Origin of the sequence: Methylobacterium oryzihabitans (assembly GCF_004004555.2) — a bacterium.
GTDB lineage: Bacteria > Pseudomonadota > Alphaproteobacteria > Rhizobiales > Beijerinckiaceae > Methylobacterium > Methylobacterium oryzihabitans.
Genome location: NZ_SACP01000012.1, coordinates 1 through 15,172, shown reverse-complemented (window position 1 = coordinate 15,172; position 15,172 = coordinate 1). Strand labels below are relative to the sequence as shown.

The window sequence follows — 15,172 nt, the reverse complement described above, 5'->3', positions numbered from 1 at the left end:
AGCAAGAAACCAGGGCAATCGCTCCGAAGCGATGGCCCTGGGCCCCTCAGCCGTCGGCCTTGACGATCTCGGTCATGGTCACGCCGAGGCGCTCCTCGACCAGCACCACCTCGCCGCGGGCGACGAGGCGGTTGTTGACGAAGATGTCGATCGCCTCGCCGACCTTGCGGTCGAGTTCCAGCACCGCGCCGGGGGCGAGGCGCAGCAATTCGCCGATCGGCATCCGGGAGGCGCCGAGCACCGCCGAGACCATCACCGGCACGTCGAAGACCTGTTCGAGGTCGGACGCGCTCTTGGGCTGGGCCGGGCCGTCGCGCATCGAGGCGGGGCCGCCGGTGTCGAAGGCGAGGTCGCCCTCGCTCAGTTGCGGCAGGCCGAGTTCGTCGTCGGGGCTCATCGCGGTTCCTCGGATGTTGGGTTGAGGGCGGCGAGCACGGCGGCCTCGATCGCGGCGCGGTCGCGCACGACGCCGCCATCGGCCCATTCCATGCGGGCGTCGCCCGGCGGCAGGTCGGGATCGCCGAGCACGATCAGGCGGCCGTCGTAGCCGCGCTCGCGGGCGAGGCGGGCCACCGCCGCCTCGGTCTCCTCGACCAGCGCGTCGTTCACCCGCACCGCGAGGTGGGGCACGCCGCGCAGGTGCTGGAGCGCCGCCCGGGCGGCCTCGGAGATCGCCGCGACCGGGTGGGCGTCGAGGGCGTCGCCGGCGAGCTTGCGGGCGAGCGCGACCGCGAAGTCGAGGGCCTGGGCCTCGCGCGCCGCGTCGCGCTCGTCGGCCCCGGCGATCATCCCGGCGGCGGCGGCGGCGAGGCGGTTGAGGGCGTCGGCGAGGCGGGCCTGGACCTGGGCCTCGGCCTGGGCCCGGCCCTCGCGCTGGCCGAGGGCGAAGGCGGCGGCCTCCGCCTCCTCGCGCAGCCGCGCCTCGGCGTTCGTGCGCGCCTCGGCCTCCGCGCGGAGGGCGGCCGCGACGGCCTCGGCCTCCTCGCGGGCGCGGGCCGCGACGCTGCCGCCGGGCACCCGGAAGTCGTTGTCGAACAGGAAGCGCTGGGCCTTGGCCATGGGTTCGGACCGGATCGGGGGCGGCGGACGGTCAGTAGACCAGTTCTTCCTCGGCGCTGTTCTTGGCGATCATGATCTCGCCCTTCTCGGCGAGGTCCTTGGCGAGGTCGGTCATGCGGGCCTGGGCCTCGTCGGCCTCCTTGAGGCGGATCGGGCCGAGGGACGCCATCTCGTCCTGGAGGAGCTTCGCCGCCCGGGTCGACATGTTGCCGAAGAAGAAGGTGCGTACCGGCTCGGACGCCCCCTTGAGCGCCCGGCCCAGGGTGTCGCGGTCGACGTTGCGCATCAGCGTCTGGACGCTGCCGGCGTCGAGCTTCATCAGGTCCTCGAAGGTGAACATGAGCTGGCGGATCTTCTTGGCGGCGCCGCGGTTGCTCTGGTCGAGGGCGGCGAGGAACCGGGTCTCGGTCTGGCGGTCGAAGGCGTTGAACACGTCGGCCATCAGCTCGTGGGCGTCGCGCCGGGTCGTCTGCGCGATGGTCGAGACGAACTCGACCCGCAGGGTCTCCTCGATGTGGCGCAGGGCCTCCTTCTGCACCGTCTCCATCCGCAGCATCCGGTTGAGCACGTCGATGGCGAACTCCTCCGGCAGGATGGTGAGCACCCGGGCGGCGTAGTCCGAGCGCACCCGCGACAGGATCACCGCGACGGTCTGCGGGTACTCGTTGCGCAGGAACGAGGCGAGGATCTCGGGGTCGATCTGGGTCAGGCTGCCCCAGACCCGGCGGCCGTTGGCGCCCTTGATCTCGGCCATGATCACCGAGACCTGCTCGGGCGGAAAAATCTTGAGCAGCAGCGATTCGGTGCGCTCGAAGCTCGACGAGATGCCGCCGGACGACGACAGCCGCGACACGAAGTCGACGATCAGCCGCTCGACCGTCGCCGCCTCCAGGGCGCCGAGCTGCACCATCGCGTGCGAGACCTTCTTGACCTCGTCGTCGTCGAGCATGCGCCAGATCGGCGCACCCTCCTCCTCGCCGAGCAGCAGCAGGAGCGCCGCGGCCCGCTGGGCGCCGGACATCTCCTGGAAGCCCTTGTTGCTCATCAGGGCCGCGGTCTCCGCGGCGGGCAGGGCGCTCGATGCCATGGCTCGCTCGTCAGTCCGGAATGATGCCGAGGACGTTCATCGGTCGTGGATCCAGCTGCGCAGCACCTCGGCGGTCTCGGCCGGGCTGGCGCGCACCATGTCGACCACCCGCTCGATGGTCTCGGCCTGGATCTGGCCGTTGATCTTGGCGTATTCGATCATCCGCGCCGCCGGGCCGGGCGTGACCTCGAGGGCGGCCGGCTCGGCGGCGGCCTCGCCCTCCGGTGCGGGCAGCCCGGCCGCCCCGGCGACCGCCAGGGCCGGGGCGCCGCCGCTCATCAGCCGGCGCAGGAGCGGGCGCACGACCGTCAGCAGCACCACGAGGGTGAGGAGCGACAGGACGGCGAGCTCGACGAAGCGCATCAGCTCGGCCCGGGTCGGGGTGCGGAACACGTCGAGGAGGCTCTCCTCCTTCACCTCGGGCGCCGGCACCGGCCCCTCGGCGAGGCGCAGGTTGACCACCTCGACCTGATCGCCGCGGGCCTTGTCGTAGCCGATCGCGGTGCGGACCAGGGCGGCGATGCGGTCGAGTTCCTCCTGCGGGCGCGGGGCGTAGGCGAGCCGGCCATCCGGCCCGGGGGCGTAGACGCCGTCGACCAGCACCGCGACCGACAGGCGCCGGATCCGGCCGCCCTCCTGCACCTCGGTGCGGGTGACGCGGGAGATCTCGTAGTTCGTCGTCTCCTCGTTCTTGCTCGACGCGTCGCGGGTGGTGTTGGCGTCCTTCGGCTGGGTGGCGCCCGGCAGTTCGTTGCCGACGCTGACGCCGGTCTCGCCGGGCCCCTGCGTCTGCTGGTTTTCGGTGCGGGTCTGGGTCGAGCGCACCACCCGGCTGTCGGGATCGAAGGTCTCGGACCGGCTCTCGACCCGGTTGGCGTCGAGGTCGGCATTGACCTGGATCCGGGCGCGGCCGGCGCCAACGATTCCCGCGACGATCTCCTCGACCTGGGTCCGCAGCCGCCGCTCCAGGCCGGTCTGGCGCTCCTCCAGGCCGACGAGCGCCGCGCCGTCCTCGCCGCGGGCGCCGTCGGCGAGAAGCCGGCCGCGCTCGTCGACGATCGAGATCCGGTCGGGCTTGAGCCCCTCGACGGCGGCGGCGGCGAGGTGGCGGATCGCCCGCACCTGCCCGGCATCGAGCTCGCCCGCGAGCTTGAGCACGATCGCGGCGCTCGGCGCCTCGCGGTCGCGGGCGAACAGCCGCTTCTCCGGCAGGACGAGGTGGACCCGCGCCGCCTGGACCCGGCCGATCGCCCGGATCGAGCGGGCGAGCTCGCCCTCCAGCGCCCGCAGGTGGTTGACGTTCTGGACGAAGTTGGTGGTTGAAAACGCGTCGCCCTTGTCGAAGATCTCGTAGCCGACGCCGCCGGCGCTCGGCAGGCCCTTGGCGGCGAGGTCCATGCGCAGGCGGGCGAGGTCGGCGCGCGGCGCCAGGATTGTCTGCCCGACGTCGCCGCGGGTCTCGTAGCGGACGCCGTGGGTCTCGAGGTCGCGCACCACCGCGCCGGCATCCTGCACCGACAGGTCGGTGTAGAGCACGCCCATCTCGGGCTGCGACACCCGCAGGATCACGAAGGCGAAGAAGCCCACGAGGGCGAGCGTCACCGCCCCCATCGCGGCGAGCCGGGCCGGGCCCAGCTTCTCCACCAGTTCGAGAACCGCCTTCACGACCCGACGCACCCGTTACGGCGGGCCGGAGCGGCCCGTGGGCAAAAACTGCCGGGTCCATGGTTATCGGGCGGTTAACGCCGGCGGCCGGAGTGCCGCCGGCGGTCGATTTGGGCCGGGGACCGGTTTGGGCTAAGCCCGGGCATCGGCACCCGGCTTGCGCTCCCGGCGGGGAATCCTTCCAGGTGTTCCGGGCAGCCTCCGGGGTGCCCCAAGACGAGACGGAAACACGGCCTTGCGCAAATATTTCGGGACCGACGGCATCCGGGGACGGGCCAACGGCGTCATCACGCCGGAACTGGCGCTGAAGGTGGGTCAGGCCGCCGGCCTGATCTTCCAGCGCGGCGACCACCGCCACCGGGTGGTGATCGGCAAGGACACGAGACTGTCGGGCTACATGATCGAGACGGCGCTCGTCGCCGGCTTCACCTCGGTCGGGATGGACGTTCTGCTGCTCGGGCCGATGCCGACGCCGGCGGTCGCGATGCTGACCCGCTCGATGCGGGCCGATCTCGGCGTGATGATCTCGGCCTCGCACAACCCGTTCGAGGACAACGGCATCAAGCTGTTCGGCCCCGACGGGTTCAAGCTCTCCGACGAGGTCGAGCGCGAGATCGAGGCGCTGGTCGACTCGACCTTGCACAAGCGCCTCGCCGGGGCGGGGGACCTCGGCCGGGCCAAGCGGATCGAGAGCGTGCACGCCCGCTACATCGAGTTCGCCAAGCGCACGCTGCCGCGGGCGATCACCCTCGACGGGCTGCGGGTGGTGGTGGACTGCGCCAACGGCGCCGCCTACCGGGTCGCGCCCGAGACGCTGTGGGAACTCGGGGCCGAGGTCATCGCCATCGGCACCGACCCGGACGGGTTCAACATCAACCGCGACGTCGGCTCGACGGCGCCCGAGGCGCTGGTGCGCAAGGTGCGCGAATTGCGCGCCGACATCGGCATCGCGCTCGACGGCGACGCCGACCGGGTGCTCGTCGTCGACGAGAAGGGCCAGCGGGTCGACGGCGACCAGCTCATGGGCGTGGTCGCCCGCTCGTGGAAGGAGGACGAGCGCCTGACCCGGCCGGGCATCGTCGCGACCATCATGTCGAATCTCGGCCTCGAGCGCTATCTCGGCGGGCTCGGCCTCGGCATGGTGCGGACCGCGGTCGGCGACCGCTACGTGCTCGAGCACATGCGCGAGAACGGCTACAACCTCGGCGGCGAGCAGTCGGGCCACATCATCATGTCGGACTACGCCACCACCGGCGACGGCCTCGTGGCGGCGCTCCAGCTCCTCTCGGTGGTGCAGCGCCAGCAGCGGCCGGTGAGCGAGGTCTGCCACTGCTTCGACCCGCTGCCGCAGGTGCTCAAGAACGTCCGCTACGGTTCCGGCGAGCCCCTGCGCCAGGACGCGGTCGTCACCGCGATCGAGGGCGCGCGCCAGCGTCTCGGCACGGCCGGCCGCCTCGTCATCCGCCCCTCGGGAACCGAGCCGGTGATCCGGGTGATGGCCGAGGGCGACAACCACGACCTCGTCGTGGCGGTGGTCGACGACGTGGTCGAGGCGCTCCGCAAGGTCGCGGCCTGACTCTCCGGCGGCGGGCGGCGACCGTGTCCGGTCGCCGCCAGTCGTCATCCTTCGTCAACGATACCGCTTAACGTTAAGCGTCGATTTACCCTTCGGGCCAATAGTCCAGACGTCATCCCGACCGGGTCGCCGTCCGCGTCCCCCTTCAGGAAATCGTCATGGGCCGCAGCACGCCACTCGCGTCGGCACGCATTCTCACGCTCGCCGCGGGTCTCCTGGTTCCGGGCCTCGCCGCCGCGGCCGACCTCCTCCCGCCGCCGCCCCTGCCGTTGCCGCCCCCGCCGCCGGCCGCGGACTTCGCCGGCGGCTGGTACCTGCGGGGCGACGTCGGCGTCGGCGTGCTCGACCTGCGCAGGACCGTCGCGGTCGACGTCTCGCATCCGCCGCTGCCCTACAAGTACGCGGTCCACCAGGACCGGGTCGGCGATCAGGTCTTCGCCGGCGTCGGCGTCGGCTACCAGGTCAACCCGTGGCTGCGCTTCGACGCCACCGGCGAGTACCGCACCAAGACCGAGTGGAACTTCCTCGCCGAGGACAAGACAGGCGGCAACACCGGCGGCTACAACCTCACCAAGGGCCAGTTCGCCTCGGTGGTCGGCCTCGTCAACGGCTACGTCGAGTTCCCGACCAAGTTCGGCCTGATCCCGTTCATCGGCGCCGGCGTGGGCTTTGCGCACCACATGTTCGGCAGCGTCATCGATACCGGCTACGGCGCCTATGCCGGCGGGATCGGCGGCGGTCCCGCCAAGGACAAGACGAACTTCGCCTGGGCCGCCCATGCCGGCCTCGGCTACGCGGTGACGCCGAACCTGCGGCTCGAACTCGCCTACCGCTACCTCAACATGGGCGACGCCGAGACCGGCATGGTCTCGTGCCTGCCGGGCTGCCCGACCAAGACGGTCTACAAGGTCCGCGAACTCGACGCCCACGACATCAAGCTCGGCATGCGCTGGCTGTTCGGCGCGCCGGTCGTCGCGGCCTACGAGCCGCCGCCGCTGATGCCGGCCCCGCTGATCCGCAAGTACTGAGCGTCCGGCGCCCGGCGGCGCCGGCCCCCTTCGTCCCGTACAGCCAGCGCCCGGCGAGCCCGGGCCAGGAAGAGCGTCCCCATGGCCCGGTTCCGTCTCAGCCTCACGGCCGCCCTCATCGGTTGGAGCCTCGCCGCCGCGCCGGGCTCCGCCGCCGACCTGCTGCCCCTGCCGCCGCCGCCGCCGCTGCCGGCGCCCGAGCCGGTCGAGATCGGCACCGGCTGGTACCTGCGCGGCGACTTCACGGCCAGCGACTTCCTGAAGCCGAAGGACGACACGCTGCCGGGCACGCCCGGCGCGCCGCTCACCGGCTTCCGGCTCAGCTCCACCGAGGGCTTCGGCGGCGGCATCGGCTACCGGTTCAACTCGTTCCTGCGCGCCGACGTCACCGCCGACACCCGCAGCCGCAGCCGGTTCCGCGACTACAGCTCGCGGACCAACTTCACCGAGGGCTACAACACCGAGGCCGGCAAGCTCGACGTGACGACGGCCCTGTTCAACGTCTACGCCGATCTCGGCACGTGGTGGGGCCTCACGCCCTATGTCGGCGCCGGTGTCGGCGTTGCCTGGAAGCGGTTCCACGACAACTGGACCGGCACGACCTGCCTGACCGCCGAATGCGGCAGCGGCGCGCCGAACTACGCCATCGGCTTCCAGGGCTTCGACACCCGCGCCAACCACTCCTCGACGAGCCTCGCCTGGGCGGCGATGGCCGGCCTGTCCTACGAGCTCGGCGCCGGGCTGAGCCTGGACGCGAGCTACCGCTACCTCGAAGTCGGCAAGGCGCGCACCGGCTTCGACGTCTACCAGCAGAACACCCGCATCAAGGACATCCGGGCCAACGAGTTCCGCATCGGCCTGCGCTGGGCGTTCGGCCCGCTGCCCTTCGGCGGGTTCGGCGGCGATCCCGGCATCTACTGAGCCCGGATCGCGAGGCGGGGAGTCGGGTCCGGCGCGTCGGCGACGCGCCGGACCCGCTCGCGTTCGCGAGCGGGATTGCTGGGTGGCGCCGGGCGATCCCGGAGCCTCTCCCGCCGCGCGCCGGGGCCCCGACGGGATCGGCCCGGATCCAGGGCAATCGCTCCAGCGATTGTCCTGCGGTCGCCCGCAGGGCGACGCTGCATGGCGGGCGCGAAGAGCGCCCCGCGGAGCGGGTTCAGGCGGACGAATGTCCGCCTGAACGCAGAGCGGCGCGAAAGCCAAAGTCACGGATGTGACTGCCGGCGCCTGAGGCCAAACTAGAAACCAGGGCAATCGCTCTGAAGCGATTCCCCTGGCCCGGATCGCCGCGGCGGCTCCCGGAGGGGCGGACCGTCGACGGATCGACGTTCGATCAAGCGGCGGCCGGCACCGGCTCGCGCGCCGTGCGGCGGACCATCAGCGACATCACGGCGGCGAGCAGCGCGGTCACGCCGGCGAGCACGAAGGCTTCGAGGTAGCGGCCCTCGATCGTGCGCGACAGGCCGGCGCCGAACGCCGCGGTCGCGGCCCCGAGCTGATGGCCGGCGGCGATCCAGCCGAACACGATCGGCGCGTCGCGCTCGCCGAACACCTCGTTGGCGAGCCGCACCGTCGGCGGCACCGTGGCGATCCAGTCGAGGCCGTAGAACACCGCGAAGATCGTCAGGCTGTAGAACGAGAAGTCGGTGAAGGGCAGCACCATCAGCGACAGGCCGCGCAGGGCGTAATAGACGAACAGGAGCTTGCGCGGGTCGTAGCGGTCGGTGAGCCAGCCCGAGCCGGTGGTGCCGACGAGGTCGAACAGGCCCATCAGCGCCAGCACCCCGGCCGCCCGCACCTCCGGGATGCCCATGTCGACGCAGAACGAGATCATGTGGGTGCCCACCAGCCCGTTGGTGGTCAGCCCGCAGATGAAGAACGCGCCGAACAGCAGCCAGAAATCGCCCTTGCGGCTCGCCCGCACCAGCCCGTCGATGGCGGCGCGGAACGGGTTGGCGCGCCGGGGCGGCTCGGCGACGGTGCCGGGCGGCGCGCCGTAGGGCACGAGGCCGATGTCGGACGGGCGCTCCGGCAGCAGCCAGGCGACGAGGGGGATCAGCGCCGCCATCACGCAGGCGACCGTGAGCACCACCGGCTTCCAGCCGCCGGCCTGCGCGATCGCCGCGAGGCCGGGCAGGAACACCAGCGTTCCGGTGGCGGTGCTGGCGGTGAGCAGCCCCATGAACAGGCCCCGCCGCACCGCGAACCAGCGGTTGACCACGGTGGCGCCGAGCACGATGGCGACGCAGCCGCTGCCGAGGCCCGACAGCACGCCCCAGGTGGCCACCAGGTGCCACGGCTCGCTCATGAAGGCGGACAGCGCCGTCGAGCCGGCCATCAGCGCGATGGCGCAGAGCAGGGTGCGGCGGATGCCGAAGCTCTGCATCACCGCGGCGGCGAACGGCCCGACGAGCCCGTACAGGAAGATGCCGAGCCCGGCCGCGAACGAGATCGTGCCGCGGTCCCAGCCGAAGGACTGCTCCAGCGGCAGGATCAATACCCCCGGCGTCGCCCGCAGGCCCGCCGCCGCAAGGAGCGCCAGGAAGATCACGCCGACCACCACGAAGGCGTAGTTCTGGCCGAACGGGCGGCGGGACGGTGCCGTCCCGCCGGTCGTCGTGGCTTGCGTCATGGTGGAAGGGCTCCGGCGAATCGTGCTAGGATGTTACGTACCGGTCAGTAACATCGTCAAGGACCACGATGGCGGACGAGGCCAATGTCGATCCGGGCTCCTTCGGCGCGGCCAGGGATGCCGCCGAGCCGGGCCGGCGCCGGGCCGAGACCGCCCCGCGGGCCGGCGAGCGGGTGCGCGCGGCGGCGCGCGAACTGTTCTACCGCCGCGGCATCCGGGCGGTCGGCGTCGACGAGATCGTCGCCAAGGCCGGGGTGACCAAGCCGAGCCTGTATCGCGGCTTCGCCTCGAAGGACGCTCTCGCGGTCGCCTGCCTGGAGGATTTCGACGCCGCCTTCCACGCCCGGCTCGATGCGGGCCTGGCCGCCCATCCGGGCGACCTACGGGCCGGGCTGCTGGCCTTCCTGACCGGCCTCGGCGAGCGCACGGCGCGGCCGGACTACCGCGGCTGCGGCCTCAGCAACGCGCTGGTCGAGCATCCCGAGCCCGACCATCCGGCCCGGCTGACCGCGCTCGCCCACAAGCGCGGCGTGCGCGCCCGCCTGACCGGGATCAGCGCCGGGCTCGGCGCGCGCGATCCCGAGGCGCTCGGCGACGGCCTGCTGCTGCTGATCGAGGGCACCTTCACCAGCGGCCAGATCTTCGGCGCCGGCGGACCGGCGCGCGCGCTCGCCGCCGCCGCCTCGGCGCTGATCGCCGCCGCGACCGCTCCCGGCCCGGCGGTCGGGGACGGCTGACGCAGGGGCATCAGGGGCTTGTGAATTCAGGCCATTTCGCGCCAGGGTCTTGATTTCGTCGCGTTCCTCTGTCGAGTGGCGCGGAGCAGCCTGAAGTCTGGAGTCTCAGCGTATGACCGTCGTGCGGCGCTTCCTCGTTGCACCTGCCCTGGTTCGGCTGATCCGCAAGGAGCGCGGGGCGGTTCGCATCACCGAGGGCTATTTCCCGCCCCAGGCCGGGCGCACCTCCTTCGTTCGGGTCGAGGGGTCGCAGTGCCACCTCGTCCTGGTCACCGGCGAGCCCGGCAGCCCGGCCACCGAGGAGCGCACCGAGGTGCCGCGCGCCCACGGCGACGCGCTGCTCGACGTCTGCGCCGGCAAGGCGGCCTACGACCGCATCGCGCTCGGACTCCAGAACGGCCGCGAGGCCCAGATCGACCGCTACGTCGCCCCCGGCGCCGTCGACGTCGTGACGGTGAGCTTCGGCGAGGCGAACGAGGCCGGCGACTTCGCCGTGCCGCCGTGGTTCGGGCCCGAGGTGACCGAGGATGCCGCCTACGAGGGCCGCTCCCTCGCGCTCCAGGGCGTGCCGGCCTCAGCGACGATCGAGATCGGCAATGCCGGCCTCGACGCGGTGCTCGACCTGCTCGAACCCCGCTACGGCCTCGGCCGCTACACCGCCCCGGCGCCGCGGGCCGAGGAGGCCGGCAAGGCCGGCGCGATGCGCCGCCTCGCGGTCAACCCCGCCGCCCCGCCGGCGCCCGCCCCGGCCCCCGAGCCTGCCCCGGCACCGGAGCCCGACGGCGGCGAGGCGCGGATCGACGACGTGATCGAGAGCCTGTCGAAGGCGCTCGGCCAGGCGGGACCCGCCGACCCCGCCCGGGACGACAACGCCGCCGCCTTCGAGCGCTGGACCGTCCGCCCCCGCCGCACCCAGCCGACCTGAGCGCCGGCCCGTCCGGGGTTGCGCCCCGGCCGCGATCACCCGAACGCCGCCCCGTCCCGGCGGGGCGGCGGCACCGCCCGATTTCGGTCATGACCTGAAGCCGGATCCGGCGAGACCTGAGCCGACGGGACCCGTCCGCCGGCGGCACCTGCCGCAGGAGCACCCGTCGTCGATTCCTGATGACGATTTTAATCCGACTCCTGTTGACGATTTTAATCCGACGCGGCAGGTCATGATCAGACCGAACGAAACGCCCGGCTCGTCCTGAATCCGGCGTCTCCGGGCTGGCGGCATCGCCGTGCCCGGACCGCCTCCCATCCCCCTGCTCCCTCGGCCCGACGCACGGGGGCGGGCCGATTTCGCTCGGTCGCAACGAACCGCAGAACGGCCGGGCCGCACCGCAGCCGCCGCCAGGGCCGCGCCCCTCGTCGGGAGAAACGCATGCAACACGCTGCCAGCCCCACCACGGCGCCGGCCCCCGCCGCCGCGCAGCCCTGGTACAAGGTCCTCTACATCCAGGTCCTCATCGCCATCGCTCTCGGCGTCCTGCTCGGCTACGTGGCGCCCGACACGGCCAAGTCGATGAAATGGATGGGCGACGCCTTCATCGCCCTCATCAAGATGATGATCGCGCCGATCATCTTCTGCACCATCGTGCACGGCATTGCGTCGATCGGCGACCTCAAGAAGGTCGGCCGCGTCGGCCTCAAGGCGCTGGTCTACTTCGAGGTGGTGTCGTCGCTGGCGCTGCTGATCGGCGTCATCGTCGGCGAGATCGTCCAGCCGGGCGCCGGCTTCGGCGCCGACCCGTCGAAGCTCGACGCCTCCGCGGTGGCCGGCTACGCCAGCAAGGCCAAGGCCGATTCGACCGTCGCGCACTTCATGGCGATCATCCCGAAGAGCTTCTTCGACGCGCTTGCCGGCGGCGACCTGCTCCAGGTGCTCCTCGTCGCGATCCTGACGGGCGTCGTCATCACCGGGCTCGGCGAGCGCGGCAAGCCGGCGGTCCACGCCATCGACGTCGCGGGCGAGATCTTCTTCCGCATCATCGGCATGATCGTGAAGCTCGCCCCCATCGGCGCCTTCGGGGCGATGGCCTTCACCATCGGCCAGTACGGCATCGGCAAGCTCGGCAACCTCGCCGGGCTGGTCGCGACCTTCTACATCACCAGCCTGCTGTTCGTCCTCGTGGTGCTCGGCGCGATCGCCCGGTTCTCCGGCTTCTCGATCATCAAGTTCCTGGCCTACATCAAGGATGAACTGCTGATCGTGCTCGGCACCTCGTCGTCCGAGACCGTGCTGCCGCACATGATGCAGAAGATGCGCCGGCTCGGCGCCTCGGACTCGGTCGTCGGCCTCGTGATCCCGACCGGCTACTCGTTCAACCTCGACGGCACCAACATCTACATGACGCTGGCGACGCTGTTCCTGGCCCAGGCGGTGGGCGCGGATCTCAGCTTCGGCCAGTACGCCACCATCATCCTGGTGGCGATGCTGACCTCGAAGGGCGCCTCGGGCGTCACCGGAGCCGGCTTCGTCACCCTGGCCGCGACCCTCGACGCGATCCCCGGCAACCCGGTCCCGGTCGCCGCGATGGCGCTGATCCTCGGCATCGACAAGTTCATGTCGGAGTGCCGGGCGCTCACCAACCTCATCGGCAACGGCGTCGCCACCGTGGTGGTCAGCCGCTGGGAGGGCGAGCTCGACCCGGTCAAGCTGCGCGAGGTGATGGCGCATCCCCTGGCGATCGGCACCGAGATCTCGGACGAGAAGCCGGTCCCGGCCTCGGTCGACGACAAGCCGGTCGCGGCCGCACGCTGATCCGATGGCCGGCGGACGTGCGGGGCTGCGCCTCGGCATCGATCTCGGCGGGACCAAGATCGCCGGGATCGCCCTCGATCCCGGCGGCGCGGTGCGGGCCGAATCCCGGATTCCGACGCCGCGCGGCGACTACGACGGGACGCTGCGCGCCATCGCGGGCCTCGTCGCGGCGCTCGAGGCGCAGGCCGGCGGCTCCGGGAGCGTCGGCCTCGGCATCCCGGGGGCGGTCTCGCCGGCGACCGGCCTCGTCAAGAACGCCAACTCGACCTGGCTGATCGGCCGGCCGTTCGGGGACGACCTCGAACGGGTGCTCGGCCGTCCGGTGCGGATCGAGAACGACGCCAACTGCCTCGCGGTCTCGGAGGCGGTCGACGGCGCCGGGGCGGGGGCCGGCCTCGTCTGGGCGGTGATCCTCGGCACCGGCGTCGGTTCCGGGATCGCGCTTCATGGCCGGGCGCTGCCGGGCCGCCACCGCATCGCCGGCGAGTGGGGCCACAACCCGCTGCCGCGCCCGCGCGCCGACGAGACGCCCGGCCCGGCCTGCTACTGCGGCCGCCGCGGCTGCCTCGAAACCTGGCTCTCCGGCCCCGGCCTCGCCGCCGACCACGCCCGCCGCACCGGCGCCGCCCTGACCGGCGAGGCGATCGTCGCGGCGATGCGGGCGGGCGACGGGGCGGCGCGCCGCAGCGTCGAGGACTGGCTCGACCGCCTCGGCCGGGGCATCGCCGCGGTGGTCAACCTGCTCGATCCCGACGCGATCGTGCTCGGCGGCGGGCTCTCGACCGTGGCGGAGATCTATCCGGCGCTGCCGGCCCGCGTCGCCCCGCACGTCTTCTCCGACGCCTTCGACACTCCGATCCGGCAGAGCCGCCACGGCGACGCCTCGGGCGTTCGCGGCGCGGCGTGGTTGTGGAAGGATGAGCCGGCCGGCGCGTGAGCGCGCCGGCCCGAGAGCCCTACCGGAGGCCCCCCGATGCACGTCGTGATGCTGGTCTATCCCGGCCTGACCCAGCTCGACCTCACCGGACCGTTCGAGGTCCTGGCCCGGGTGCCGGAGCTGAGCCTGCACCTCGTCGCCAGGACCCTCGATCCCGTCCGCGCCGGCGGCGGCCTGAGCCTGCTGCCGACCGCCGATTTCGCCGGCTGCCCGGCCGCCGACATCCTGTTCGTCCCCGGCGGGCCGGGTCAGATCGACCTGATGGAGGATGCCGAGACCCTCGCCTTCCTGCGGCTCCAGGCGGCGGGCGCCTCGCTCGTCGCCTCGGTCTGCACCGGCTCCCTGGTGCTGGCGGCGGCCGGGCTGCTCGCCGGGCACCGCGCCACCTGCCACTGGCTGTCCCTCGACCAGCTCGCGCATTTCGGCGTCGTGCCGGTGCGCGAGCGCGTCGTGGCCGACCGCGACCGCATCACCGGGGCGGGCGTGACCGCGGGCCTCGACCTCGCCCTCGCGGTGGTCGGGCGGCTGTTCGGCGACGAGCGGGCCCGCGCGGTGCAGCTCGCGATGGAGTACGACCCGGCCCCGCCCTACGCCTCCGGCTCGCCGGGGCGGGCCGATCCCGCCCTGGTCGAGGCGGTGCGCGCCAAGAGCGCGGCGTTCCAAGCCAAGCGCGACGCCGTCGCGCGCCGGGTCGCCGAGACGCTGCTGCGCGAGGAGCGGGCGAGCCGGCACGTCAGCGAGGTGGCGCGCTGATGGCCCGGCTGCGTTCGGATTTCTTCGTCGCCGCCCACCTGCGCCGCTGCGGCGTCGAGGGGGTGAGCGCGGTGCAGCGCCGCCGCGGCGCGCCGGAGGCGGGCGCGATCTTCGTCAAGGTCGACCGCCTCGACGGCCGCGCCGACCTCTACGGCCCGGCGCCCCAGGCGCTGTTCGACGCCGAGACCAGCGGCGAGCGCCGCTTCGAGGCGGTGATGCGCGAGGCGCTGCCGCCCGACGTCGAGGACCGCCTCGCCCGCGAGGTGCGGTTCGACCCGGACCTGTGGATCGTCGAGATCGACGACCGCGAGGGGCGTCACTTCCTCGACCTCGCGGGCGGGTAACCGGCTACGACGTCCGCCGGGTGCGCTCCGGCAGGGCAGGGCGCAGGACCGGCGCGGCCGGGCGCAGCCGCGGCGAGGCCGGGCCATGATAGGGCTGGTGCGCCTCGCCGCCTCGCCGCACGGGGTCCTGGCTGAGGCCCGAGTCGTGGCCGAGGATCGAGGCGACGAGGTCGCGGGCGGTGGCGGGCTCGGTCTCGCGAAACAGCCGGGCGAGGGCGAACACCGTCTGGACCGAGCGGCCGATCACGGGATCGAGCCGCAGGAAGACGTAGAACGCATCGTCCTCCGACACGTCGGCGGCCCGCAGCGCCAGGGCGAGCAGGTCGTGCCGCCCGGGCGACGACAGGTCGAAGCGCGCCCCCGGAATCCCGAGCGACTCGCCGAGCAGCGCGTCGAACCGCTCGCGCTCGCCCCGCCCCGCGAAGGCGGCGAGGGACGGGCCCGGGGCGCCGCGCGGCCGGGTCTGCGGCCGCAACGCCGCGGTCGCCGCCACCGCGGCGCGGATCGCCGCCCGCTGCTCCGGCGCCGCCTGCAGGTAGAGCGGGGCGAGGTCGCCCGCCGGCAGGTCGGCGCGGCCGCGCAGGCGCGCGACGCGGGCGGCCCGGGCG

At 72.9% G+C, this 15,172-nt stretch carries 14 protein-coding genes and 1 pseudogene; 9 read left to right on the top strand and 6 right to left on the bottom strand.

Annotation, left to right across the window (positions count from 1 at the left end):
• Positions 1-46: 46 nt before the first annotated feature.
• The 4 genes from fliN to fliF are packed head-to-tail and all read right to left on the bottom strand — an operon-like array spanning position 47 to position 3,811.
• Entirely contained in the window at positions 47-397 is a 351-nt protein-coding gene (fliN, locus tag EOE48_RS13435) for a flagellar motor switch protein FliN (RefSeq protein WP_127729828.1), read from the bottom strand.
• Positions 394-1,059 (bottom strand): FliH/SctL family protein, encoded by a 666-nt coding sequence (locus EOE48_RS13430; RefSeq protein ID WP_127729825.1) that lies wholly within the window; start codon positions 1,057-1,059, stop codon positions 394-396. Before EOE48_RS13430 ends, fliN begins: the two co-directional genes overlap by 4 nt.
• 31 nt (positions 1,060-1,090) lie before the next feature.
• A complete protein-coding gene (fliG, locus tag EOE48_RS13425) occupies positions 1,091-2,146 on the bottom strand; it encodes a flagellar motor switch protein FliG (RefSeq protein WP_127729822.1) in 1,056 nt (351 codons plus the stop codon).
• A 36-nt stretch (positions 2,147-2,182) separates the two neighbouring features.
• Positions 2,183-3,811 carry a flagellar basal-body MS-ring/collar protein FliF gene (gene fliF, locus EOE48_RS13420; protein ID WP_127729819.1) on the bottom strand — a complete coding sequence of 543 codons (1,629 nt, stop codon included), beginning with the start codon at positions 3,809-3,811 and terminating at the stop codon, positions 2,183-2,185.
• 235 nt (positions 3,812-4,046) lie between these two features.
• On the opposite strand from fliF, the gene glmM reads away from it, so the two are divergent.
• The 3 genes from glmM to EOE48_RS13405 all read left to right on the top strand — a co-directional run bounded on the left by glmM (position 4,047) and on the right by EOE48_RS13405 (position 7,336).
• Entirely contained in the window at positions 4,047-5,387 is a 1,341-nt protein-coding gene (glmM, locus tag EOE48_RS13415; RefSeq protein WP_127729816.1) for a phosphoglucosamine mutase, read from the top strand.
• Between the two features lie 158 nt (positions 5,388-5,545).
• The gene (locus EOE48_RS13410) at positions 5,546-6,415 is read left to right on the top strand and encodes an outer membrane protein (protein WP_127729814.1); all 870 of its coding nucleotides are present in this window, start codon (positions 5,546-5,548) and stop codon (positions 6,413-6,415) included.
• 81 nt (positions 6,416-6,496) lie between these two features.
• Positions 6,497-7,336 (top strand): outer membrane protein, encoded by an 840-nt coding sequence (locus EOE48_RS13405; RefSeq protein ID WP_127729811.1) that lies wholly within the window; start codon positions 6,497-6,499, stop codon positions 7,334-7,336.
• A gap of 412 nt (positions 7,337-7,748) precedes the next feature.
• Here the strand turns inward: EOE48_RS13405 and EOE48_RS13400 are convergent, their stop codons facing one another.
• On the bottom strand, positions 7,749-9,047 hold the full coding sequence (locus tag EOE48_RS13400; protein WP_127729809.1) for an MFS transporter: 1,299 nt from the start codon (positions 9,045-9,047) through the stop codon (positions 7,749-7,751).
• 68 nt (positions 9,048-9,115) lie between these two features.
• Here EOE48_RS13400 and EOE48_RS13395 point away from each other — a divergent pair, with 68 nt between their 5' ends.
• The 6 genes from EOE48_RS13395 to EOE48_RS13370 all read left to right on the top strand — a co-directional run bounded on the left by EOE48_RS13395 (position 9,116) and on the right by EOE48_RS13370 (position 14,564).
• Positions 9,116-9,784 (top strand): TetR/AcrR family transcriptional regulator, encoded by a 669-nt coding sequence (locus EOE48_RS13395; protein WP_127729806.1) that lies wholly within the window; start codon positions 9,116-9,118, stop codon positions 9,782-9,784.
• Between the two features lie 112 nt (positions 9,785-9,896).
• Positions 9,897-10,709 (top strand): CYTH domain-containing protein, encoded by an 813-nt coding sequence (locus tag EOE48_RS13390; protein ID WP_127729804.1) that lies wholly within the window; start codon positions 9,897-9,899, stop codon positions 10,707-10,709.
• Positions 10,710-11,150: 441 nt separating this feature from the next.
• On the top strand, positions 11,151-12,530 hold the full coding sequence (locus EOE48_RS13385) for a dicarboxylate/amino acid:cation symporter (protein ID WP_127729801.1): 1,380 nt from the start codon (positions 11,151-11,153) through the stop codon (positions 12,528-12,530).
• 4 nt (positions 12,531-12,534) lie between these two features.
• Positions 12,535-13,467 carry an ROK family protein gene (locus EOE48_RS13380; RefSeq protein ID WP_127729798.1) on the top strand — a complete coding sequence of 311 codons (933 nt, stop codon included), beginning with the start codon at positions 12,535-12,537 and terminating at the stop codon, positions 13,465-13,467.
• A gap of 36 nt (positions 13,468-13,503) precedes the next feature.
• Complete coding sequence (locus EOE48_RS13375; protein WP_127729796.1) at positions 13,504-14,220, top strand: DJ-1/PfpI family protein; 717 nt, start codon at positions 13,504-13,506, stop codon at positions 14,218-14,220.
• Positions 14,220-14,564 (top strand): DUF1491 family protein, encoded by a 345-nt coding sequence (locus EOE48_RS13370; protein ID WP_127729794.1) that lies wholly within the window; start codon positions 14,220-14,222, stop codon positions 14,562-14,564. Before EOE48_RS13375 ends, EOE48_RS13370 begins: the two co-directional genes overlap by 1 nt.
• A 4-nt stretch (positions 14,565-14,568) precedes the next feature.
• On the opposite strand, the pseudogene EOE48_RS29200 reads toward EOE48_RS13370, so the two are convergent.
• Positions 14,569-15,172: pseudogene (locus EOE48_RS29200) on the bottom strand (DUF2336 domain-containing protein); the annotation flags it as partial.